Origin of the sequence: Paraburkholderia fungorum (assembly GCF_003610895.1) — a bacterium.
In the GTDB taxonomy this organism is placed as follows: Bacteria; Pseudomonadota; Gammaproteobacteria; order Burkholderiales; family Burkholderiaceae; genus Paraburkholderia; species Paraburkholderia fungorum_B.
This window is the reverse complement of the sequence record NZ_MCAS01000004.1, coordinates 150,090-168,127: the sequence shown is the minus strand read 5'-3', so window position 1 is coordinate 168,127 and position 18,038 is coordinate 150,090. Positions and strand designations below refer to the sequence as shown.

Below are 18,038 nucleotides of genomic sequence, written 5' to 3'. Positions count from 1 at the left end.
CCTTGCAAGGTCTACGCCGCCTGCGCGTCGAAGGTCTTGCCGGGAATCGCGTCGAGCAGCGAGCGCGTATACGGATGCTGCGGCGCACGCCAGATGTCCCGCTGATGCCCGCTTTCGACAATCCGCCCAGCCTGCATGACGTGCACGCGATCCGCGACATAACGCACCACCGAAAGGTCGTGCGAGATGAACAGATAGGCAAGCCCCAGATCGCGCTTCAGGTCGACCAGCAGATTGAGAATCTGCGCCTGAATCGACACGTCGAGTGCGGACACCGGTTCATCGCAGATCAGCAGGTCGGGTTCCAGCACCAGCGCCCGCGCGATGCCGATGCGTTGCCGTTGCCCGCCTGAGAACTCGTGCGGAAAACGGCCGAGCGCCGAGTTCGGCAGCCCTACCCGGTCGAGCATGGCGGCGATCCGCGCGCGGCGCTGTTGCGCGTTGCCAATACCGTTCACTACCAGCACCGTATCGAGAATCTCCGCCACCGTGCGGCGCGGATTGAGCGACGCATACGGGTCCTGAAACACCATCTGCACATGACGCCGAAACGGCCGCAGTTCGCGTTCGCCCAGCGGCACGAGATCGGTTCCGCGCAAGCGGATTTCGCCAGCGGCTGTCGACACGAGCCGCAAGATCGCTTTGGAGAGCGTCGATTTCCCGCAGCCGGATTCGCCGACGAGGCCAACCGTCTCGCCCCGGGCGATCTGCAGCGAAACACCGTCGACGGCACGCAGTGTGGTTTTGCCATGACGCTGCGGATAGTCGATCCGCACATCCTGCAGCGCGAGCAACGGCGCTTCGCTATCCGTCGTAATACGTTGTGCGGGATCGGCATCCGCAACGAAGCGCCCGGTGCGAACCGAGCGCGGCACCACGGCGAAACCCGGCTTGCCGTCTTCGCCGACGCTGTGGCGAATTTCGGGTAGCTTCCAGCCGCGATAATGCAGGTCGTCAGCAAGATTCAGCGAGGCGCCAAGCAGACCCCGCGTGTACGCATGCTGCGGCTGCGTGAAGAGCCGCGCAACCGGCGCTTCTTCCACCTTCTCTCCTGCGAGCATGACCGCAACACGATCCGCATGGCTGGCGACGATGCCAAGGTCGTGCGTGATCAGCAGCAGGGACATGGACAACTCGCGGCGCAAACCGTCGAGCAGGTCGAGAATGCGTGCCTGAATCGTGACATCGAGCGCGGTGGTCGGTTCATCGGCAATCAACAGACGCGGCCGGCATGCCACCGCCATGGCGATCATCACGCGCTGCCGCTGACCGCCGGACAGCTCGTGCGGAAAATCGAACACACGCCGCTGTGGTTCGGCAATTCGCACCAGCTCCAGCAATTCGACGGCGCGCTTCCATGCCGCGGCTTTGGACAGGCGTTCATGCTGCCGCAAGGTCTCGACGATCTGTGCGCCAATCGACAGCACAGGATTGAGCGATGTCATCGGCTCCTGGAAAATCATCGAAATCTGCTGGCCGCGAATGTCCCGAATTTCGCGCGCCGGCAAATCGAGCAGTTCACGGCCGTCGAAACGCAGGCTGCCCGTCACGCGTCCCGGCGTGGGCACGAGACGCATCAGCGAAAGCGCCGTCGCCGATTTGCCGCAACCCGATTCGCCGACCAGCGCGAGCGTCTCGCCTTGCGCGATGTCGAAGCTCAGGCCACGCACCGCTTCGTGCGCGCCGAAACTGACGCGCAAGTCGCGTACTTCAAGCAGGTTTGCCACTGTGCATCCTTTGTATGTTGTCGGCTGTGCTGGAGCCGCGCTTGGGCCATGTTTGGGTCGCGTTTGAGTCGCGCTTGAGCCGCGCTTGAGCCGCTCGTCAAACGCGTTCGCGTAAGCGCGGATTGAGCGCATCGTTCAACCCATCGCCGAGCAGGTTCAGCGCGAGCACCGCCAGCACGATCGCCGCGCCGGGAATGGCGGTCAGATACCACGCAGTGCGCAGCGAATCGCGGCCTGCACCGATCATGCCGCCCCAGCTCACCACATTCGGGTCACCCATGCCGAGAAACGACAGCGACGACTCGATCAGAATCGCACTCGCCACCATTACGGACGCGGTGACGATCACCGGCGGCAACGCGTTCGGCAAAATTTCGCCAAAGATGATGCGGGCGTTGCCGAATCCCTGGCTGCGTGCGGCCAGCACGAAATCCGCTTGGCGCAGCGTGCGAAATTCAGCACGCACGATCCGCGCAACGGTGGGCCACGAGGCAATACCGATCGCCAGCGCGATGATCGTCACGCTCGGCCGGCCGATCGCCACAATCACGATCACCAGCAGAAACGACGGTACCGTCTGAAAGAGTTCGGTCACGCGCACCAGCAGATCGTCGATCACACCGCCGAAGAATCCCCCCGTCGCGCCGACCAGCGTGCCGATCACCAGACCGATGCCGGCCGAGGCCGCGCCGATCAGCAGCGACACACGTGTGCCGTGCGCGATGCCCGCCGCCACATCGCGTCCCAGTGAATCGGTGCCGAGCCAGTATTGCGGGTCGGCGCCCGGCCATTCGAAGGGCGCCGCCACCATATCGAGCGGATCGCCCGGAAACAGGTGCCCCGCGCTGAGCGCTAGCGCGATAAACGCCACCAGCAACAGGAGTCCGGCGAACGCGGACGGGTTGCGCAACAGCGCGCGCCAGACGCCTCGCCCCACGCCGCGCGATCCGGATGCAGCCGATGCGCCGGCGCGCCGCTGACCGAACAGCGTGCCGGCCAGTTGACGCCGCCACGGCGACGCCGCGGGTTCCGGCGGTGTGGCAATCAGGTTGGAAGAGTCGGAAGCCATTTCATCCCTCTGAAAATAAAGCAGTTCGGCATGCGTAAGAAAACCGTCACGCCACGCGCGGATCGAGCCACGCCTGCAGCAGATCGACCAGAACATTGGCGACGATCACGAGCAGCGACGACAACAGCAAAACCCCGAGCAGTACGCTGAAATCGCGCGCCATCACGGCGTCGAGCGCGAGACGCCCGAGACCTGGCCAGCTGAACACCGTTTCCGTCACGGCGGCGCCGCCCAACAGCGTGCCGAAATGAATCCCGATGATCGTCGTGAGCGGCATCAGCGCGTTGCGCAACACATGCCGCACTGTCACGCGCCATGGATGCAAACCTTTAGCCTGCGCCGTGCGCACGAAATCCTGGCGCTGCACCTCCAGCATCGCGGCCCGCGTGAGCCGTGCGTAGATCGCGACAAAGAATGTCGCCAGCGTGGCCGCAGGCAGGAGGACATGTTTGGCCGCATCGGCAAAATAGGCGAATCCGTGCAGTTGCACACCGAGCGTGACGTTGCCGCCGCTCGGCAGCCAGCCCAGATGCACCGAGAACAACACGATCGCCAGCAGGCCGATCCAGAAACCCGGTGTGGAATAGAACAGCAAGGCCAGCACGGACAGCACCCGGTCGGGCCACTTGCCGGCCCAATGCGCCATCACCGCGCCGAGCACCACGCCCGCCACAATCGCAAACGACAAGGCCACGCCCATCAGCAGCAGCGTATTCGGCAGACGCGACAGGATCAGTTGCATCACCGGCATGTCGTAACGCGGTGAATAACCGAGGCTGAAATGCGACAGATGCGCGAGATACGACCATAACTGATGCAGCACCGGCTGATCGAGCCCGAACTTCGCGCGCAGCACCTGCATCGTTTCCACCGTTGCGGAGCCGGATTCGCCGGCCAGCACGTCGGCGGCGTCGCCCGGCATCAGCTTGAGCAGAAAGAAGTTCAGGATCACGATGCCGATCACCGTCGGCAGTGCCTGCCACGCGGTACGCCGGGCAATCGCAGCGAAACGCAAACGTCGGCTCATCGGGTCTCTCCTGTCATGCGCTCAGATAGACATCCGCGAGGTTGCCTTCCAGGCCCTGCGCGGAAACCGTATGGTTGTGAACGCGGCGATTCGCGAGCGTGACCATGCGCGGCGCGACCAGGTTGAGAATCGGCAGATCGCGATACACAATCTGCTGGAACTGCTGGTATAGCGCCACGCGTTTGCTTTCGTCGGTTTCGACCGACGCGCTTTCCAGCAGCCGGTCGACCTCAGGGTTGCTGTAGTGCGGCGCGTTCGAAAACGGCACACCGGGGCGGATATTCTTCGACCAGTACAGGCGCTGAACCCCCACGCTCGGATCGAACAGCGTGTTGACGCCGATACTGGTGAAATCAAACTGACGATCGGCATACACCCGCTTCAGGAACGCCGGCAAATCCTGCGAGCGCACCGTGACCTCGATTCCCACCTTCGCCAGTGCCGACTTCACGTAGTCCGCCTGGCGGCGGTACATGTCGCCGTACGGCAGAAAATCGTGCGTCAAACCGAAGCGCACGCCGCCGTCCTTGCGCGGATAACCCGCTGCATCGAGCAGTTTCTCGGCGTTGCCGATATCGAACGCATACGGCGCGAGCCCGGCGTCGTGATACGGAGAGCCCGGTGTAATCGGCGTGGGTGACAGATCGGCGTAGCCATAGGCCACCGTGCGCTGTACGACCTGCGGATTGACCGCGTGGGCGATCGCCTGGCGCACTCGAAGATCCTTGAGAATCGGATGATCGAGATTGAAGTCGATTTCGGCAAGCGGTTCGAGAAAGCGATAACCCCGCGTTTCAACGGCCAGTTGCGGCAATTGCGTGAGGCGTGGCAGATCGGTGAGGGGCACCGGATTCTCGCCGCCCAGATCGAGCGCACCCGTTTCGAAGGCGGCGGAACGCGCGGCCGCGTCGGGGATCACCTTGAATACGAGGCCGTCGATATACGGTTTGCCGGCGTCCCAGTAGTCCGGATTGCGTTCGTAGACAATATTGGCGCCACGTGTCCACGATTTGAAACGAAACGGCCCGGTGCCGATCGGCGCGTTGTTGTGCGGATTGGACAGCGGGTCGCCCGACGCATAAAGGTGTTTGGGCACGATCGGCGATTCGCCCGCGGACAGCGCCTTTAGCAGATACGGCGCCGGCTTCGACAGTTCGATCACCGCCGTGCGCGCATCCGGTGCGGCCACACGCGTCACGTTGGCGAACGTGCTGCGGCCACGCGGATGCACCGCCTTGAGCAAATCGATCGAGAACGCGACGTCGGCCGAGGTGAACGGCTGCCCATCGTGCCATTTGACGTTCTGCCGCAGCGTGAACGTGTATTTCAAGCCATCCGGGCTGACCGTCCATGCCGTGGCCAGTTGCGGCTTGGGCCGCAGATCGAAGTCGTACGCGAGCAGGCCTTCCAGCACCTTGGAACTCGCAACGAGCGCGGGACCCGTGGTCTGAAAGATCGACACGAGCACCGGCGGCTCCGGATTGATCAGCATGTTCAGCGTGCCGCCCCGCTTCGGCGCAGCCGTGTCGCCTTGAGCGAACGTCAGTGCGGGCATGCCCGCAGCCGCGAGCGCTGCGCCCGATGAAATCAGAAATTCGCGTCGATTCAGCCCTGCCATGTGATCCCGTTCCTTTTGCCGATGATTCGACCCGTCTCGGCCGAATGAAATGCTTCATGATTGTTTCGGCCATGCTGCTGCCGCAGCGCTCACGATAAAGCCGCTGCGGCAGCAAACGAACCAATCGTTAGGCATATGCAAAGCACGGTGCGAAGGAAAGGCGATGCACCGTTCTGGAACGCCACTTCAAGCAAGAAACACATCGGCCAGATTTCCACCCAGACCGTCGGCGGTCACCGTATGGTTGTGCACACGCCTGTTGTAGAGGGTGACCTGCTTGAGCGTGACCAGATTGACGATCGGCAGGTCACGCGCCACCACTTGCTGGAATTTCCTGAAATAGTCGACTCGCGTGCGAGGATCGTTCTCCACCGCGGCGGCTTCGAGCAGGTGGTCGACCTCGGGGCTGTCGTAGTGCGACGCATTGGAGAATGCCACCCCTCTCTTGAAGTTACGCGACCAGTAGAGGCGCTGCACGCCCACGGTCGGGTCGAAGGTGTTGCCCAGAAAGTTGGCGTCCAGATCGAAATCGCGATCGGTGTAAATCCGCTTCACGTAGGCGGCGAAATCCTGCGAGCGCACCGTCGACTCGATCCCCACGCGACGCAACGTCTGCCGCAAATATTCGGCAAGGCGGGCGAACGTCGGGTCGTACGGGTTGAAATCGATCGTCAACGGAAAGCGAAAACCGTTGGCCTGACGCGGCAAACCCGCTTCATCGAGTAATTGCCCGGCTTTGGCGAGATCGTATGGCAAGGTCGGCACGCCCGGATCATAGAACTGGGTCAATAACGGACTGATCGGTGACGGCGCAACGATCCCATAGCCGTACCATACCGACTTCAGGATTGCCTGCCGATCGATGCTGTGCGCGATCGCCTGCCGGACCTTCTGCTTCGACAGATAAGCGTTGTCGAGATTGAATTGCAACTGGGTTTGCGCTGCATTGTAGCTATAGCCACGTGTTTCCAGCGCCAGATGAGGCAGCGCCGCGAGGCGCTGGATGTCCACCAGCGGCACCGGATTTTCTCCGGCCAGATCCAGCTCTCCCGTTTCGAGTGCCACGGCACGCGCCGCTGGGTCGCCAATGAAACGCACGACCAGTTCGTCGATATACGGCTTGGGCGTGTCCCAGTAGTCAGGATTGCGCACGAACACCACGTGACTGCCCCGCTCCCAACGTTTGAACCGATAAGGTCCCGTGCCGATCGGGTCGATGTTATGGGGGTTCTCCAGCGAATTGCCGCTGCCGTATATGTGCGCGGGCACGATCGGCGACTCCGACGCGGCAAGCGCATAGATCAGATACGGCGCGGGCTTCGATAATTTCAGCAAGGCCGTGTGCGGGTCGGGCGTCTGCACTTCCACGACATTGGCGAAGGTCGAGCGGCCGCGCGAATGATACTGCTTGAGCAACCCGATCGACACCACGACGTCCTTCGACGTGAACGGCTGGCCGTCGTGCCAGCGCACGCCTTCTCGCAGCTTGAATGTGTACTGCAAACCGTCGGGACTGATCGACCAGGCGGTGGCGAGTTGCGCGCGCGGTTGCACGTTGAAGTCGTAGGCGAGCAAACCTTCGGTGACCTTGGGGCTGATCCTCTGTTCCGCGCCCGCCGTGGTGGCGAAATTGACCAATGCGTTCGGCTCCGGATTCACCAGTACCGTCAGCCGGCCGCCGCGTCGCGGCGACACCGTGCTGTCCTGAACGGCCGCCCGCGCCAACGGTGCCAGCGGTGTGAATGCGCCGAGCGCGATACCGGCCGCACCGCCTGCCAGCCCCTGCAATACGTGACGGCGTTCGGAATGAAATCCTCTGCGCTGACTCATGCGACCTCCCCTCGGATACGAGCGCGATGCCAAACGGCAAAGCGTCTGCAATGACTATCGGATGCGTCGCAAGATATCAATCACCATCCGGCAAAAGAACGAATCAATTGAGGATTGCATATCTATTGCCGATAGTTGGTGTTATTGCTTAAAGATCGCCGTTTGAGCGCACACCCTGGGGAAATCATCGATATCCATATCGAATTTTCTTGTTTGTTCAATAAATTCGTTTTGCTTATCGTTACTCGTCGCTTCAAAACGACCCTCGATTCATCGCTCACGAATCGTCACTTCTCCGACGCTCGCAAAATATAGATTCCAACAATCATGAAAAAACTGCTTTTCGCTTTTAGCGTTTCATCTTTAATGGCCGGCACCGCAAGTGCTCAAAGCAGCGTCACGCTGTATGGGATCGTCACCGGCAACGTCACGTATACGAACAACGCGCAAACCGCCGCAACTTCCGCTTCCGGCAAACCCAAGGGCGGCACGCAGGTGTCGCAGTTCGACAGCGGCTCATCGGGTCTGTCGTCGAGCCGCTGGGGCCTGAAAGGCGTGGAAGATCTCGGCGGTGGATTGAAGGCCGTATTCCAGCTTGAAAGCGGGCTCAGCGTGAATAGCGGCGCGCTGGGACAAGGGGGCACCGAGTTCGGTCGCCAGGCGTGGGTGGGCGTCACGGCCGGGCGCTACGGCACGTTCACGCTGGGACGCCAGGGCGACACGTCCGTCGAGTTCATCTCGCCGTTGATCAACGGCTGGTATTGGGGCAACCTCGCGATCCATCCGGCCGACTATGACAACCTGAACTTCACGCACCGTATCAACAACTCGATCAAGTACCTGTCGGACTCGTTCGGCGGGTTCCGTTTCGGCGCGCTGTACAGCGTGGGCGGCGTGGCCGGGAACGTGACACAGAATCAACTCTGGTCCGCGGGCGGCACCTATACCGGCGGAGCGTTTGCGATCGCCGCGTCGATCATCAATGCGCGCAACCCGAATACGTCGCTCTACGGCACTAACGCCAATGCAAGCGCTACGGGCAATAACCTGGGTTCCGCCGGCTCGGCCACGGCGCCCGAGTCGAATCCCGCGATCGCCGGTTTCGCATCGGCACACACACAACAGACCATTTCAGTCGCGACGACGTATACGAGCGGTGGCGCAACCTTCGGGGCGGCCTATTCGAATACGCAGTTCCGTGGATTGGGTTCGAACGCGTCGCTCAATACGCTCAACTACAGCGGTTCGACGACACTCAGTACCTTGAGCGCAAGCTTGCGCTATCAGGCGACGCCGTTCCTGCGCTTCGGCACATCGTTCGACTATACGGAAGGGGGAAGTGTCGGCGGCAAGGGTAGCGCGAAGTACGAGCAGTTGAATCTCGGTACGGCCTACTCACTATCCAAAGCCACCGATCTCTACCTGACCGGCGCCTACCAGCACGCCAGCGGCACCGATTCGCTTGGCCGGCCTGCCGTCGCCGCGATCGGGTATCTCACGCCGTCCGCCACCAACAAGCAGGTGGCCGTCTCCGCGGGCATCAAGCATCTGTTCTGAGGCAGGCACACCCGATCAGAATGGCTATCGGGTGGCCGCTGTTTCTTAAGCGTGCAACGAATGCCGCACTCGAGGATCGGCGGACACCCTCAGCATAATCACTGCTGCGTCAATGCACCTTGGGGAAACCGTGGCGCTGCGCGAGCAGGTCAAGTATCCGACGCGTATCGGTCACGAAGCGCTTTTCGCCCAGCGTCTGCGCATCGGCGGGCGCCGGCTGTTCGTCGCCGAGAATCAATACCGGCAGACTCTGGTGTTCGGCGTCGAGCGCCTCCACAACCACCGCGCGCGGACGCGGGAACGGCAGGCGGCGAATATCCAGACGCGCGTTGAGCGCCGGGTCGCTCGCCAGCAAACCCTCGATAGGCGCGCCATCCGGACAGATAAAACGTTCACCGGGGTGGTTCGGATCGGTGAAGCCCGGTTCCAGCAGTAAAAGCAGATCTCGGCTCATGGCGTTCAATGATGGGATGATGGGTGAATGGAGGGTAGCGCTCTTTTCGCCACGTCAGAAAACGCGGCCTTCGGTCAGGTGCGTGGTCACGCCGTTCAGCTCGTAATCGCCGACCACGCGCGCTTTGTGCAGCAATGGGTTATGACTGAAGATGGTGCGCAGATTGCGCCAGTGACGGTCGAAGTTATGAGCTCGCCCCGTAGCCGATGCACCGCCGATTTCAAACAGACGCTCGCCCGCATGAAGCGCCAGCTTGCTGACCACCAGCTGCGTTTTGGCGGTCGCCAACGCCCCTTCCAGCACGAGATCTTCCGCATTGGCCGCGCCGCTGCGAATGGCATTGGCCGAGCGGTCCAGGGTGCGGGCGTTTTGCGCCACCAGCGCGTCGATCGAGAGGCTGTGTGCCGCGAGATCACCTACTACCTGCTGCACGAAACCGTCTTCGCGTGCCGAGGCTGCCGGGCTATGCAACACCGGGCGCCCGTACTGCGTTACATAGCGACGCGCATCCGCAAGAATGTTGCGCACAATGCCCGCCGCGACCGTCACCAGATGCAACTGCCGCACCGCGCTGCCATGACGGCCTGCAAGACTCGTATAACCACGTGTCGCGATTTCATGCGCGAATACCTGAACATTGTCGAGCACGAGGCTGCCGCTCGCCGTCATGCGTTGTCCCATTCCGTCCCAGTCGTCGAGTACCCGCAGACCTTCGCGAGCAACCGGAATAACGATCGACACCTTCTCGTCGTTCTCGTCCTGCACATTGATACGCGCATAGTCGGAGAACGCCGTGCCGGTCGAGTAATACTTTTTCCCCGTTACGCGAAAGTGTTCGCCATCGCGCACCAGCCTGGTGACGATTTCGCCGGGCCTTGCGGTGCCCAGTTCAGTCGAAGCGCCGCCGAAGATCGCCCCTTGCTGTACACGTTCGATCTGCGTGTCGTTGAACGCGGAGCGCGGCGACAGCAGCAACTGCTCGGTCAGATCGAAATGAATCCGCAAGGCGTGCGCCACATTCGACTCATGCGCCGCCAGCGTGGCGATCACATCAAAGAGATCCTCCAGCGAACCGCCGAGGCCACCCCACTCGGCTGGAAACCGGAGCACGCCCAGCCCCGAATCGCGAAACAGTGCGAAGCGGTCAAACGGCAATTCGCGACGCACCTCGCGTTGTGCGGCATCTTCGCCGATTGCTTCAGCGAGCGCCGGCAACGCCGCGAGCGCCGCCTGAAGCCGCGCACGCGCTGCGCTTTCCTGAGAGACCTGCATGCCTTGATTCCTTGTAGAAGCGCACGGATCAGGCTTGACCCGGCTATGTGTCCTGGGAGCATGAATATCGGCGTCCGAGCGGGACGTGCCGATGCGACGGATCAGTATAGGGACGCGACAGGCAGCGCAGAACAAGCAATTCAAGCTATGAATATGCGCGATTCTGAAATGCGATTCGCCGATAAGGATCGATGAATCCGTTATTGGAGCGCGGCGCGGCATATTTCTATACTCGATTCCGGTCAGCACTCACCACCGACGAGTGCCAAATCTCAATCGCGGAAGTCGAACCATGAGCCTACGTCCCTTGCATGACCGCTTGATCGTCAAGCGTCTCGACCAGGAAACCAAAACCGCTTCAGGCATCGTCATTCCTGAAAGCGCCGCCGAAAAGCCGGACCAGGGTGAAGTGATCGCCATTGGACCGGGCAAGCGCGATAGCGACGGCAAGCGTATCGAGCCCGATCTGAAAGTCGGCGAGCGTGTGCTGTTCGGCAAATACGCCGGGCAGTCGGTCAAAGTCGACGGCAACGAATTGCTCGTGCTGCGCGAAGAAGATGTTGTGGCAGTCGTCACTCAATAACGAACGGAGCATCAAACCATGGCAGCAAAAGAGATTATTTTTAGCGATGTCGCCCGCTCGAAACTGGTCGAAGGCGTCAACATCCTGGCCAACGCGGTCAAGGTCACGCTCGGACCGAAGGGACGCAATGTCGTGCTGGAGCGCAGCTTCGGCTCGCCGATCGTGACGAAAGACGGCGTCTCGGTCGCCAAGGAAATCGAATTGCCGGACCGCGTGCAGAACATCGGCGCGCAGCTCGTCAAAGAAGTCGCTTCGCGTACCAGCGACGCAGCCGGCGACGGCACCACCACCGCAACCGTGCTCGCTCAGGCTATCGTGCGTGAGGGTCAGAAGTATGTCGCGGCGGGCCTCAACCCGCTGGACCTGAAACGCGGCATCGATAAAGCCGTGATCGCAGCGATCGACGAACTGAAGAAAATCAGCAAGCCGACCACGACCAGCAAGGAAATCGCCCAGGTTGCGACGATTTCGGCCAACGGCGAAGAGTCGATCGGCCAGCGGATTGCCGAAGCGATCGATCGCGTCGGCAAGGAAGGGGTGATCACCGTCGAAGACGGCAAGTCGCTCGACGACGAACTCGATGTGGTGGAAGGTCTGCAGTTCGATCGCGGCTACCTGTCGCCGTATTTCATCAACGATCAGGACAAGCAGGTCGCCGTGCTCGACAACCCCTTCGTACTGCTGCACGACAAGAAGGTATCGAACATTCGCGACCTACTGCCGATTCTGGAACAGGTTGCCAAAGCCGGCCGGCCCCTTCTGATCATCGCGGAAGACGTCGAAGGCGAAGCGCTCGCCACCCTGGTGGTGAACAACATTCGCGGTATTCTGAAGACCGTCGCCGTCAAGGCGCCAGGTTTCGGCGACCGTCGCAAGGCGCTGCTCGAAGACATCGCGATCCTGACGGGTGGTCAGGTGATCGCCGAAGAAACCGGGCTCTCGCTCGAAAAAGCGACGCTCGCGGAACTCGGTCAAGCCAAGCGTATCGAGGTGGGCAAGGAGAACACCACGGTGATCGACGGCGCGGGCGACAGCAAGACCATTGAAGCGCGCGTGAAGCAGATCCGCACCCAGATCGAGGAAGCGAGCTCCGACTACGATCGCGAGAAACTGCAGGAACGGGTGGCGAAACTGGCCGGCGGTGTCGCTGTCATCAAGGTCGGCGGCGCAACTGAGATCGAGGTCAAGGAAAAGAAAGACCGTGTGGACGACGCGCTGCACGCCACACGCGCCGCGGTCGAAGAAGGCATCGTGCCGGGCGGCGGCGTTGCGCTGATTCGCGTGAAGCAGGCCATCAGCGGACTCAAAGGCGTCAACGCCGATCAGGACGCGGGTATCAAGATCGTGCTGCGCGCGCTCGAAGAACCGCTACGCCAGATCGTGACGAACGCCGGCGAAGAGGCCAGCGTGGTGGTCGCGAAAGTGGCCGAAGGCACGGGTAACTTCGGTTACAACGCCCAGACCGGTCAGTATGGCGACCTCGTGGAATCGGGCGTGCTCGATCCGACCAAGGTCACGCGTACGGCGCTGCAGAATGCGGCCTCGGTTGCGGGTCTGTTGCTGACCACCGACGCCACCGTGCACGAAGCCCCGAAAGATGCGCCGGCAGCCGGCCAGCCGGGTGGTCCGGGCGCGGGCGGACCGGGGTTGGACTTCTAGGCGACTTCCAGGCGACTTCCAGGCGACTTCCAGGTATTAACACGGTTTATCCGTACACACGCCGGCATGTTCTCCAGAACACATGCCGGCGTGTCTCAACATGAGCAGGCGTATCAGGCGGACAAGGTGGACAAGGCTCCGCACGCCAGCGCAGCAACCTGCCGCGCCGGTCCGCAATGCATAGGCTCACTCAGAAGAACAGCAACGCGCGCAGTTCAATACTCTGGCGCGGCGGCGCATCTGCCGGTGAAGTGGGATCGTCGAATGCCGTATGCGCCGTCAGACGCGCGATTCCGTCGCCTGCCGAATCGTAGATCTTCAGCAGCAGGAACTCATCCGGCGACATGTGCGGGAAGTAGTACCAACGATGCCGCGGATTGAATACCAGCGCATACGTCTCGCCCACCTTGTCGGGATACACCAGGTCCGACGCCACCAGATCGTTGAGCGCGATGCTGCGCGAATCGCACAGCGCGAGCGGCGACGATTGCACCGTTGCTCCGATCGGACGCCATAGGTTGACGATCGCCACGCGGCCTTGCAGCAAACGTTCGGCCTCCCCGGCCGGCAAATGATCGCGCACCCGGCGCGGCCCCGACACGAATGTCTGGTCGTTATGGATGTATTTGACCGGTTCTCGTACGCCATCGCTGCGTCCGGGATTGCCGTCGCGCAGCGTGTGATCGAACACGACCACACGCCGGGCACCCGTTGCCTGCTTCAGCAGCCGCTCCGCTTCCGGATAGTAGACAGGTTCAATCTTCGCCGGATCGGAGAAATCATCCAATGCGCTGGCGTGCCGATGCAGTTCGAAGCCGTTACGATCGAGCGACAACACACCGGGCGGTGGCGCGACGCGCGCATTCGAAATGTTCACCCGGTGAGCGCGGTACACGCCGCTGCGCTTCGGAACGCCCGCCGGCGGGTCGTACTGATACGACACCGGTTTCTCGCCGGTGAACTCGAGGTAGTTCAACTCCGCCTGGAGCGTCGCAGCGGACACCGGCGCATCGATGACGATATCGCTCATGTTCATGCCCTCACGTCAAAACGATTCATTGAATGGCCGCGGATCGACTTCTCGCGGCCATGCACTGCGCCCCGCTGATGGAGATACCAGCGGGCGCCTATCGTTTCAGCGTAGGCAATGGCCAGGCAGGATGGAAATAACGAATCGTGGAAAGTTATGCAGCGGATTCGAGACTGGCCGCTGAGAAATAACGGTTTTCGGGCCGCCGCAGTCCCAGGTTCTCGCGCAAGGTGCGGCCTTCGTAATCCTCGCGGAACAAACCACGCCGCCGCAACTCAGGCACGACCAGTTCGACGAAATCGGTCAAGCCATGAGGCAGCACCGGTGGCATCACGTTGAACCCGTCCGCGCCGTGATTCACGAAGCGTTCTTCGAGTTGATCGACGATTTGCGCCGGCGTGCCGACGAGCTGCCAATGGCCGCGCGCACCCGCGACCCGCAAATAAAGCTGGCGAATCGTGAGGTTCTCGCGGCGAGCCAGTTCGAGCGTCAACAACTGCCGGCTCTTGCTGGCGTTCGTTTCGGGCAGTTCAGGGATCGGACCGTCGAGCGGATAGCCCGAGAGATCGAAGCCCCCCGTCAACCCGGATACCAGCGCGAGTCCGACCCGTGGATCAATGAGCGACTGCAACTGCTCGAACTTCTCTTTCGCTTCCTCCTCCGTGCGGCCGACAATCGGAAACACGCCCGGCATGATCTTCAGATCGTCCGGATGACGGCCGTAAGCCTCCATGCGCCCTTTCACATCCGCGTAAAAATCCACCGCGTCCTGCAGCGTTTGCTGCGCCGTGAAGATCACTTCGGCCGTCTTTGCCGCCAGGTCCCGGCCGGCTTCGGACGATCCGGCCTGCACGACGACCGGATGCCCCTGCGGGGAACGGGCCACGTTCAGCGGCCCCTTGACCTGGAAGAAGCGCCCTTTGTGATCGAGCACGTGCCGCTTGAGCGGGTCGAAGAAGCGCCCTTCGGCCTTGTCGCGCACGAACGCATCGTCGTCCCAACTATCCCACAGGCCCTCCGTGACCTCCGCGAATTCGGCAGCGCGCGCATAGCGCTCGGCATGATCGAAATGCCGGTCGCGGTTGAAATTCTTCGCTTCATGCTCGCTTGACGAGGTGACCAGATTCCAACCCGCACGCCCGCCGCTGATGTGATCCAGCGAGGCGAATTTGCGGGCAATGTGATACGGCTCGTTGAAGCTTGTCGAAGCTGTGCCGACCAGACCGATACGCTCGGTCACGGCCGCCAGCGCCGACAGCAGCGTGAGCGGCTCGAACTGGGCGACGTAGCTGTGTGCGGTACGGCTCAGAAAATCGACGTTGTCGCCGCGTGTTCCGACGCCGTCGGCGAGAAAGATCAGATCGAACTTCGCGGCCTCGGCCGCCTGCGCGAGCCGGACATAGTGACGGAAGTTGACGCCGGCATCGGCCTGCGCGTCGGGATGCCGCCACGCGGCGATGTGGTGTCCGGAGGGATAAAGGAAGGCGCCGAGGCGCAGGTGCCCGCTACGTTTGCTCATGGAAGTCCAGAATGATGATTGGGGGCGAGCTCGCTCGCCGCGTCGGGTTGCGAGGCGAGCGCATCACGACGTCGCGCCCCGTAGTTGAGTTTCTCGCAGCGAAATCGCGCATGACACCTCGTACGAGCGTGAGGGTTCAGTCAGCGGCCGGAATCCACGCTGCGGTGGCGGCGTCGCTCGAACGAAATGCCGGGAATTTCTCGCCAAGTTCGGCGATCGTCCTGATGTTGTTCTTCACCAGATCGTCGCGCGTGATCAAGGTCGGCTTGACCACGATCCGGTGTTCAGGCGTCTGTCCCGCGAGCAGCAAGGCCGCGGCCCGCACCGACACCGCGCCGACCACCGCCGGGTTGGTCGCCGCCGTCGCCACCCATGCGCTATTCGGCGCGCGGATCGCCTCGATATCGGAGGTCGAAATATCGGCGCTGTAAATGCGCAGTTTCGACGCCAGGTTCGCCTCGTCCGCGGCGAGTTTCGCGCCGCGCGCGAATTCGTCGTAGGGCGCGAACACCACACGAATCTCAGGATGAGCGCGATAGGCTGCCGCGGCCTGATTGGCCACCGACTGCGCGATCGGATTGTCCACCGTGCCCCAGCGCGCCTTCTCCTGCACCTTCGGATGCGCGGCCTTGAAGTCACGCCATACCGCGTCGCGCCGGTCGAGCGGTGCGAAACCCGCTACGTACACATAGCCGGCGGCGAAGGTATCGCCGTTATCCTTGAGCGCCTGATCGAGCAGCAGCGCGGCCAGATCGTGATCGCTCTGCTCGATCTGCGGCACCTTGGGGTTCCCCAGGTCGACATCGAACGCGACGACCTTGATGCCTTTGTCGAGCGCCCGCTGCACGACATCCTTGAGCGATTCCGGCAAGCCGTGATTCACGATAATCGCCGCTACGCCCAGGCTGATCGCCTGCTGAATCTGCTCACGTTGCTCGGCCGCATCCTGACGGCCTTCGTAGATGCGCAGATCGATGCCCAGCGCTTTGGCCTGCTTCTGCGCACCGGCTTCATAGGCCTGGAAAAAATCGCCCGTCGACAGATAGTTGACGAGCGCGATCTTCACGCCCCCCTTGTCGAAGGGCGCGGGCGCACCCTTTAGCGGCGCCGCGTAGGCTGCGGCTCCGGCCAGCATCGTAGCCGCAGCGAAAGCAAGCGTGCGCAACGTGCGGCTCACGGCAACGCTCACAGCGAGCTTGCGACGAAGAAGCGATTTCATCAGTGATCTCCAACCTGGTAGACGACGTTGTGATAACGAGTGGTGGTCAATCAGCTAGTGCTATCCGGCATGAGCCGGCGTGCGGACCCGCCAGGCTGCGCCGGGATGCGGTTCGACGAGGCGCGGGCCACGGCCATGCAGTTTTTCGCGCAACGAGCCCGTGGCGTAGTCGGTCTTGTAGACACCGCGTCTTTGCAGTTCGGGTACGACCAGTTCGACGAAATCCGCAAAACTCTCGTGGGTCAGCGCATAAGCGAGGTTGAAGCCGTCGACGTCGGTCTCCTCGACCCAGGACTGCAACTCGTCGGCGATCTCCTGCGGGCTTCCCACCGAAAGCGGCCCGAGTCCGCCAATGCCACCCCACTTCGCAATCTCGCGCACGCTCCACACGCGCGTCGGGTCCGCGCTCGACAACGCCTCCACCGCCGATTGCACCGCGTTGCTCTCGATATAGCGCAGCGGCTCGTCAAGGTCGTACTTCGACAGATCGATGCCGGTCCATCCCGACATCAGCGCGAGCGCGCCTTCGTCGCTCGTATAGCGGCGATAGTCGGCGTGCTTCGCGTGCGCATCCGCCGAGGTCTTGCCCGTGATCACCGTGTGCAGGTTAAAAATCAGCACGTCGTGCGGATCGCGGCCGAACGACTTCACGCGTGCCCGGATATCGGCGACGAAGTTCTTCAGGATCGTGCGCGAGGGCGCCGCGATGAAGATGCACTCGGCGTGCTGCGCGGCAAAGTCCTTGCCCCGTTTCGACGCGCCCGCCTGGTAGAGCACGGGCGTGCGCTGCGGCGACGGCTCGCACAGGTGTATGCCCGGCACGTCGAAATACTGCCCGCGGTGATTGATGGGATGAACCTTCGACGGTTCGGTGAATACCTTTCGTGCGGCATCGCGCACCACGGCATCGTCTTCCCAGGAGGCCTCCCACAGTTTGTAGCAGACCTCAAGATATTCTTCGGCAAGCGTATAGCGCTCGTCGTGGTTCGCCTGCGCGGGCAAACCGACATTGCGCGCGGCGCTATCCAGATACGAGGTCACGATGTTCCAGCCGACCCGGCCATTGGTCAGGTGGTCGAGTGTCGACATGCGCCGCGCGAATGGATAGGGGTGCTCATATGAGAGCGAGCAGGTCACGCCGAAGCCGAGGTGTTCGGTGACGTTCGCCATGGCCGAGACGAGCAGAACAGGATCGTTGACCGGCACTTGCGCGGCCTGCCGGATCGCGGCTTCTGCGTTGCCGTTGAAAACGTCGTAGACGCCCAGCACGTCGGCAATGAAAAGACCGTCGAACTTGCCGCGCTCGAGCAGTTTCGCGAGATCGGTCCAGTAGTCGAGTTGCTTATAACGCCAGGACGTGTCGCGTGGATGCGCCCACAAGCCCGGCGACTGATGCCCCACGCAGTTCATGTCGAATGCGTTGAGGCGGATTTCTCTGGCCATGATCGGATTCGGTAAGGGATTGCGGTTGGCG

Annotated in this window: 14 protein-coding genes; 3 read left to right on the top strand and 11 right to left on the bottom strand. The window is 62.1% G+C overall.

Going from position 1 to position 18,038, the window contains the following annotated elements; genetic code table 11:
• Window positions 1–11: 11 nt before the first annotated feature.
• From BCY88_RS05855 to BCY88_RS05835, 5 genes are all read right to left on the bottom strand, one after another.
• Window positions 12–1,727 carry an ABC transporter ATP-binding protein gene (locus BCY88_RS05855; protein ID WP_120343356.1) on the bottom strand — a complete coding sequence of 572 codons (1,716 nt, stop codon included), beginning with the start codon at window positions 1,725–1,727 and terminating at the stop codon, window positions 12–14.
• Window positions 1,728–1,824: 97 nt separating this feature from the next.
• A complete protein-coding gene (locus tag BCY88_RS05850; RefSeq protein WP_120343422.1) occupies window positions 1,825–2,796 on the bottom strand; it encodes an ABC transporter permease in 972 nt (323 codons plus the stop codon).
• Window positions 2,797–2,842: 46 nt separating this feature from the next.
• The gene (locus BCY88_RS05845) at window positions 2,843–3,823 is read right to left on the bottom strand and encodes an ABC transporter permease (RefSeq protein WP_120343355.1); all 981 of its coding nucleotides are present in this window, start codon (window positions 3,821–3,823) and stop codon (window positions 2,843–2,845) included.
• Between the two features lie 13 nt (window positions 3,824–3,836).
• Window positions 3,837–5,441 carry an ABC transporter substrate-binding protein gene (locus BCY88_RS05840; protein WP_120343354.1) on the bottom strand — a complete coding sequence of 535 codons (1,605 nt, stop codon included), beginning with the start codon at window positions 5,439–5,441 and terminating at the stop codon, window positions 3,837–3,839.
• 186 nt (window positions 5,442–5,627) lie between these two features.
• Window positions 5,628–7,271: an ABC transporter substrate-binding protein gene (locus BCY88_RS05835; RefSeq protein WP_120343353.1), complete on the bottom strand. Its 1,644-nt coding sequence runs from the start codon at window positions 7,269–7,271 to the stop codon at window positions 5,628–5,630.
• A gap of 327 nt (window positions 7,272–7,598) precedes the next feature.
• Here BCY88_RS05835 and BCY88_RS05830 point away from each other — a divergent pair, with 327 nt between their 5' ends.
• Window positions 7,599–8,828, top strand: coding sequence for a porin (locus BCY88_RS05830; RefSeq protein WP_120343352.1), 1,230 nt, complete (start codon window positions 7,599–7,601; stop codon window positions 8,826–8,828).
• Between the two features lie 109 nt (window positions 8,829–8,937).
• On the opposite strand, the gene BCY88_RS05825 is transcribed toward BCY88_RS05830, so the two are convergent.
• Window positions 8,938–9,282 carry a DUF3088 domain-containing protein gene (locus BCY88_RS05825; protein ID WP_120343351.1) on the bottom strand — a complete coding sequence of 115 codons (345 nt, stop codon included), beginning with the start codon at window positions 9,280–9,282 and terminating at the stop codon, window positions 8,938–8,940.
• 54 nt (window positions 9,283–9,336) lie between these two features.
• Window positions 9,337–10,554: an acyl-CoA dehydrogenase family protein gene (locus tag BCY88_RS05820; protein ID WP_120343350.1), complete on the bottom strand. Its 1,218-nt coding sequence runs from the start codon at window positions 10,552–10,554 to the stop codon at window positions 9,337–9,339.
• Between the two features lie 292 nt (window positions 10,555–10,846).
• On the opposite strand from BCY88_RS05820, the gene BCY88_RS05815 reads away from it, so the two are divergent.
• Together BCY88_RS05815 and groL are read left to right on the top strand one after the other, a co-directional pair.
• Window positions 10,847–11,137: a co-chaperone GroES gene (locus tag BCY88_RS05815; RefSeq protein WP_007177123.1), complete on the top strand. Its 291-nt coding sequence runs from the start codon at window positions 10,847–10,849 to the stop codon at window positions 11,135–11,137.
• Window positions 11,138–11,155: 18 nt separating this feature from the next.
• A complete protein-coding gene (groL, locus tag BCY88_RS05810) occupies window positions 11,156–12,796 on the top strand; it encodes a chaperonin GroEL (protein ID WP_120343349.1) in 1,641 nt (546 codons plus the stop codon).
• Between the two features lie 190 nt (window positions 12,797–12,986).
• On the opposite strand, the gene BCY88_RS05805 is transcribed toward groL, so the two are convergent.
• From BCY88_RS05805 to BCY88_RS05790, 4 genes are all read right to left on the bottom strand, one after another.
• Window positions 12,987–13,826, bottom strand: coding sequence for a CmcJ/NvfI family oxidoreductase (locus tag BCY88_RS05805; RefSeq protein WP_120343421.1), 840 nt, complete (start codon window positions 13,824–13,826; stop codon window positions 12,987–12,989).
• 154 nt (window positions 13,827–13,980) lie between these two features.
• Complete coding sequence (locus BCY88_RS05800; protein WP_120343348.1) at window positions 13,981–15,345, bottom strand: LLM class flavin-dependent oxidoreductase; 1,365 nt, start codon at window positions 15,343–15,345, stop codon at window positions 13,981–13,983.
• Window positions 15,346–15,481: 136 nt separating this feature from the next.
• Window positions 15,482–16,480, bottom strand: a complete 999-nt coding sequence (locus BCY88_RS05795; RefSeq protein WP_259461262.1) for a substrate-binding domain-containing protein — start codon at window positions 16,478–16,480, stop codon at window positions 15,482–15,484.
• Between the two features lie 144 nt (window positions 16,481–16,624).
• Window positions 16,625–18,007 carry an LLM class flavin-dependent oxidoreductase gene (locus BCY88_RS05790; protein WP_120343346.1) on the bottom strand — a complete coding sequence of 461 codons (1,383 nt, stop codon included), beginning with the start codon at window positions 18,005–18,007 and terminating at the stop codon, window positions 16,625–16,627.
• Window positions 18,008–18,038: the final 31 nt, after the last annotated feature.

Excerpts from the sequence above, each read along its gene's own strand:
- BCY88_RS05830 (WP_120343352.1), top strand. The coding sequence starts at position 7,599 with ATGAAAAAACTGCTTTTCGCTTTTAGCGTTTCATCTTTAATGGCCGGC.
- BCY88_RS05820 (WP_120343350.1), bottom strand. The coding sequence starts at position 10,554 with ATGCAGGTCTCTCAGGAAAGCGCAGCGCGTGCGCGGCTTCAGGCGGCG.
- BCY88_RS05845 (WP_120343355.1), bottom strand. The coding sequence starts at position 3,823 with ATGAGCCGACGTTTGCGTTTCGCTGCGATTGCCCGGCGTACCGCGTGG.
- BCY88_RS05790 (WP_120343346.1), bottom strand. The coding sequence starts at position 18,007 with ATGGCCAGAGAAATCCGCCTCAACGCATTCGACATGAACTGCGTGGGG.
- BCY88_RS05835 (WP_120343353.1), bottom strand. The coding sequence starts at position 7,271 with ATGAGTCAGCGCAGAGGATTTCATTCCGAACGCCGTCACGTATTGCAG.
- BCY88_RS05795 (WP_259461262.1), bottom strand. The coding sequence starts at position 16,480 with ATGCTGGCCGGAGCCGCAGCCTACGCGGCGCCGCTAAAGGGTGCGCCC.
- groL (WP_120343349.1), top strand. The coding sequence starts at position 11,156 with ATGGCAGCAAAAGAGATTATTTTTAGCGATGTCGCCCGCTCGAAACTG.
- BCY88_RS05850 (WP_120343422.1), bottom strand. The coding sequence starts at position 2,796 with ATGGCTTCCGACTCTTCCAACCTGATTGCCACACCGCCGGAACCCGCG.
- BCY88_RS05815 (WP_007177123.1), top strand. The coding sequence starts at position 10,847 with ATGAGCCTACGTCCCTTGCATGACCGCTTGATCGTCAAGCGTCTCGAC.
- BCY88_RS05840 (WP_120343354.1), bottom strand. The coding sequence starts at position 5,441 with ATGGCAGGGCTGAATCGACGCGAATTTCTGATTTCATCGGGCGCAGCG.
- BCY88_RS05800 (WP_120343348.1), bottom strand. The coding sequence starts at position 15,345 with ATGAGCAAACGTAGCGGGCACCTGCGCCTCGGCGCCTTCCTTTATCCC.
- BCY88_RS05825 (WP_120343351.1), bottom strand. The coding sequence starts at position 9,282 with ATGAGCCGAGATCTGCTTTTACTGCTGGAACCGGGCTTCACCGATCCG.
- BCY88_RS05805 (WP_120343421.1), bottom strand. The coding sequence starts at position 13,826 with ATGAGCGATATCGTCATCGATGCGCCGGTGTCCGCTGCGACGCTCCAG.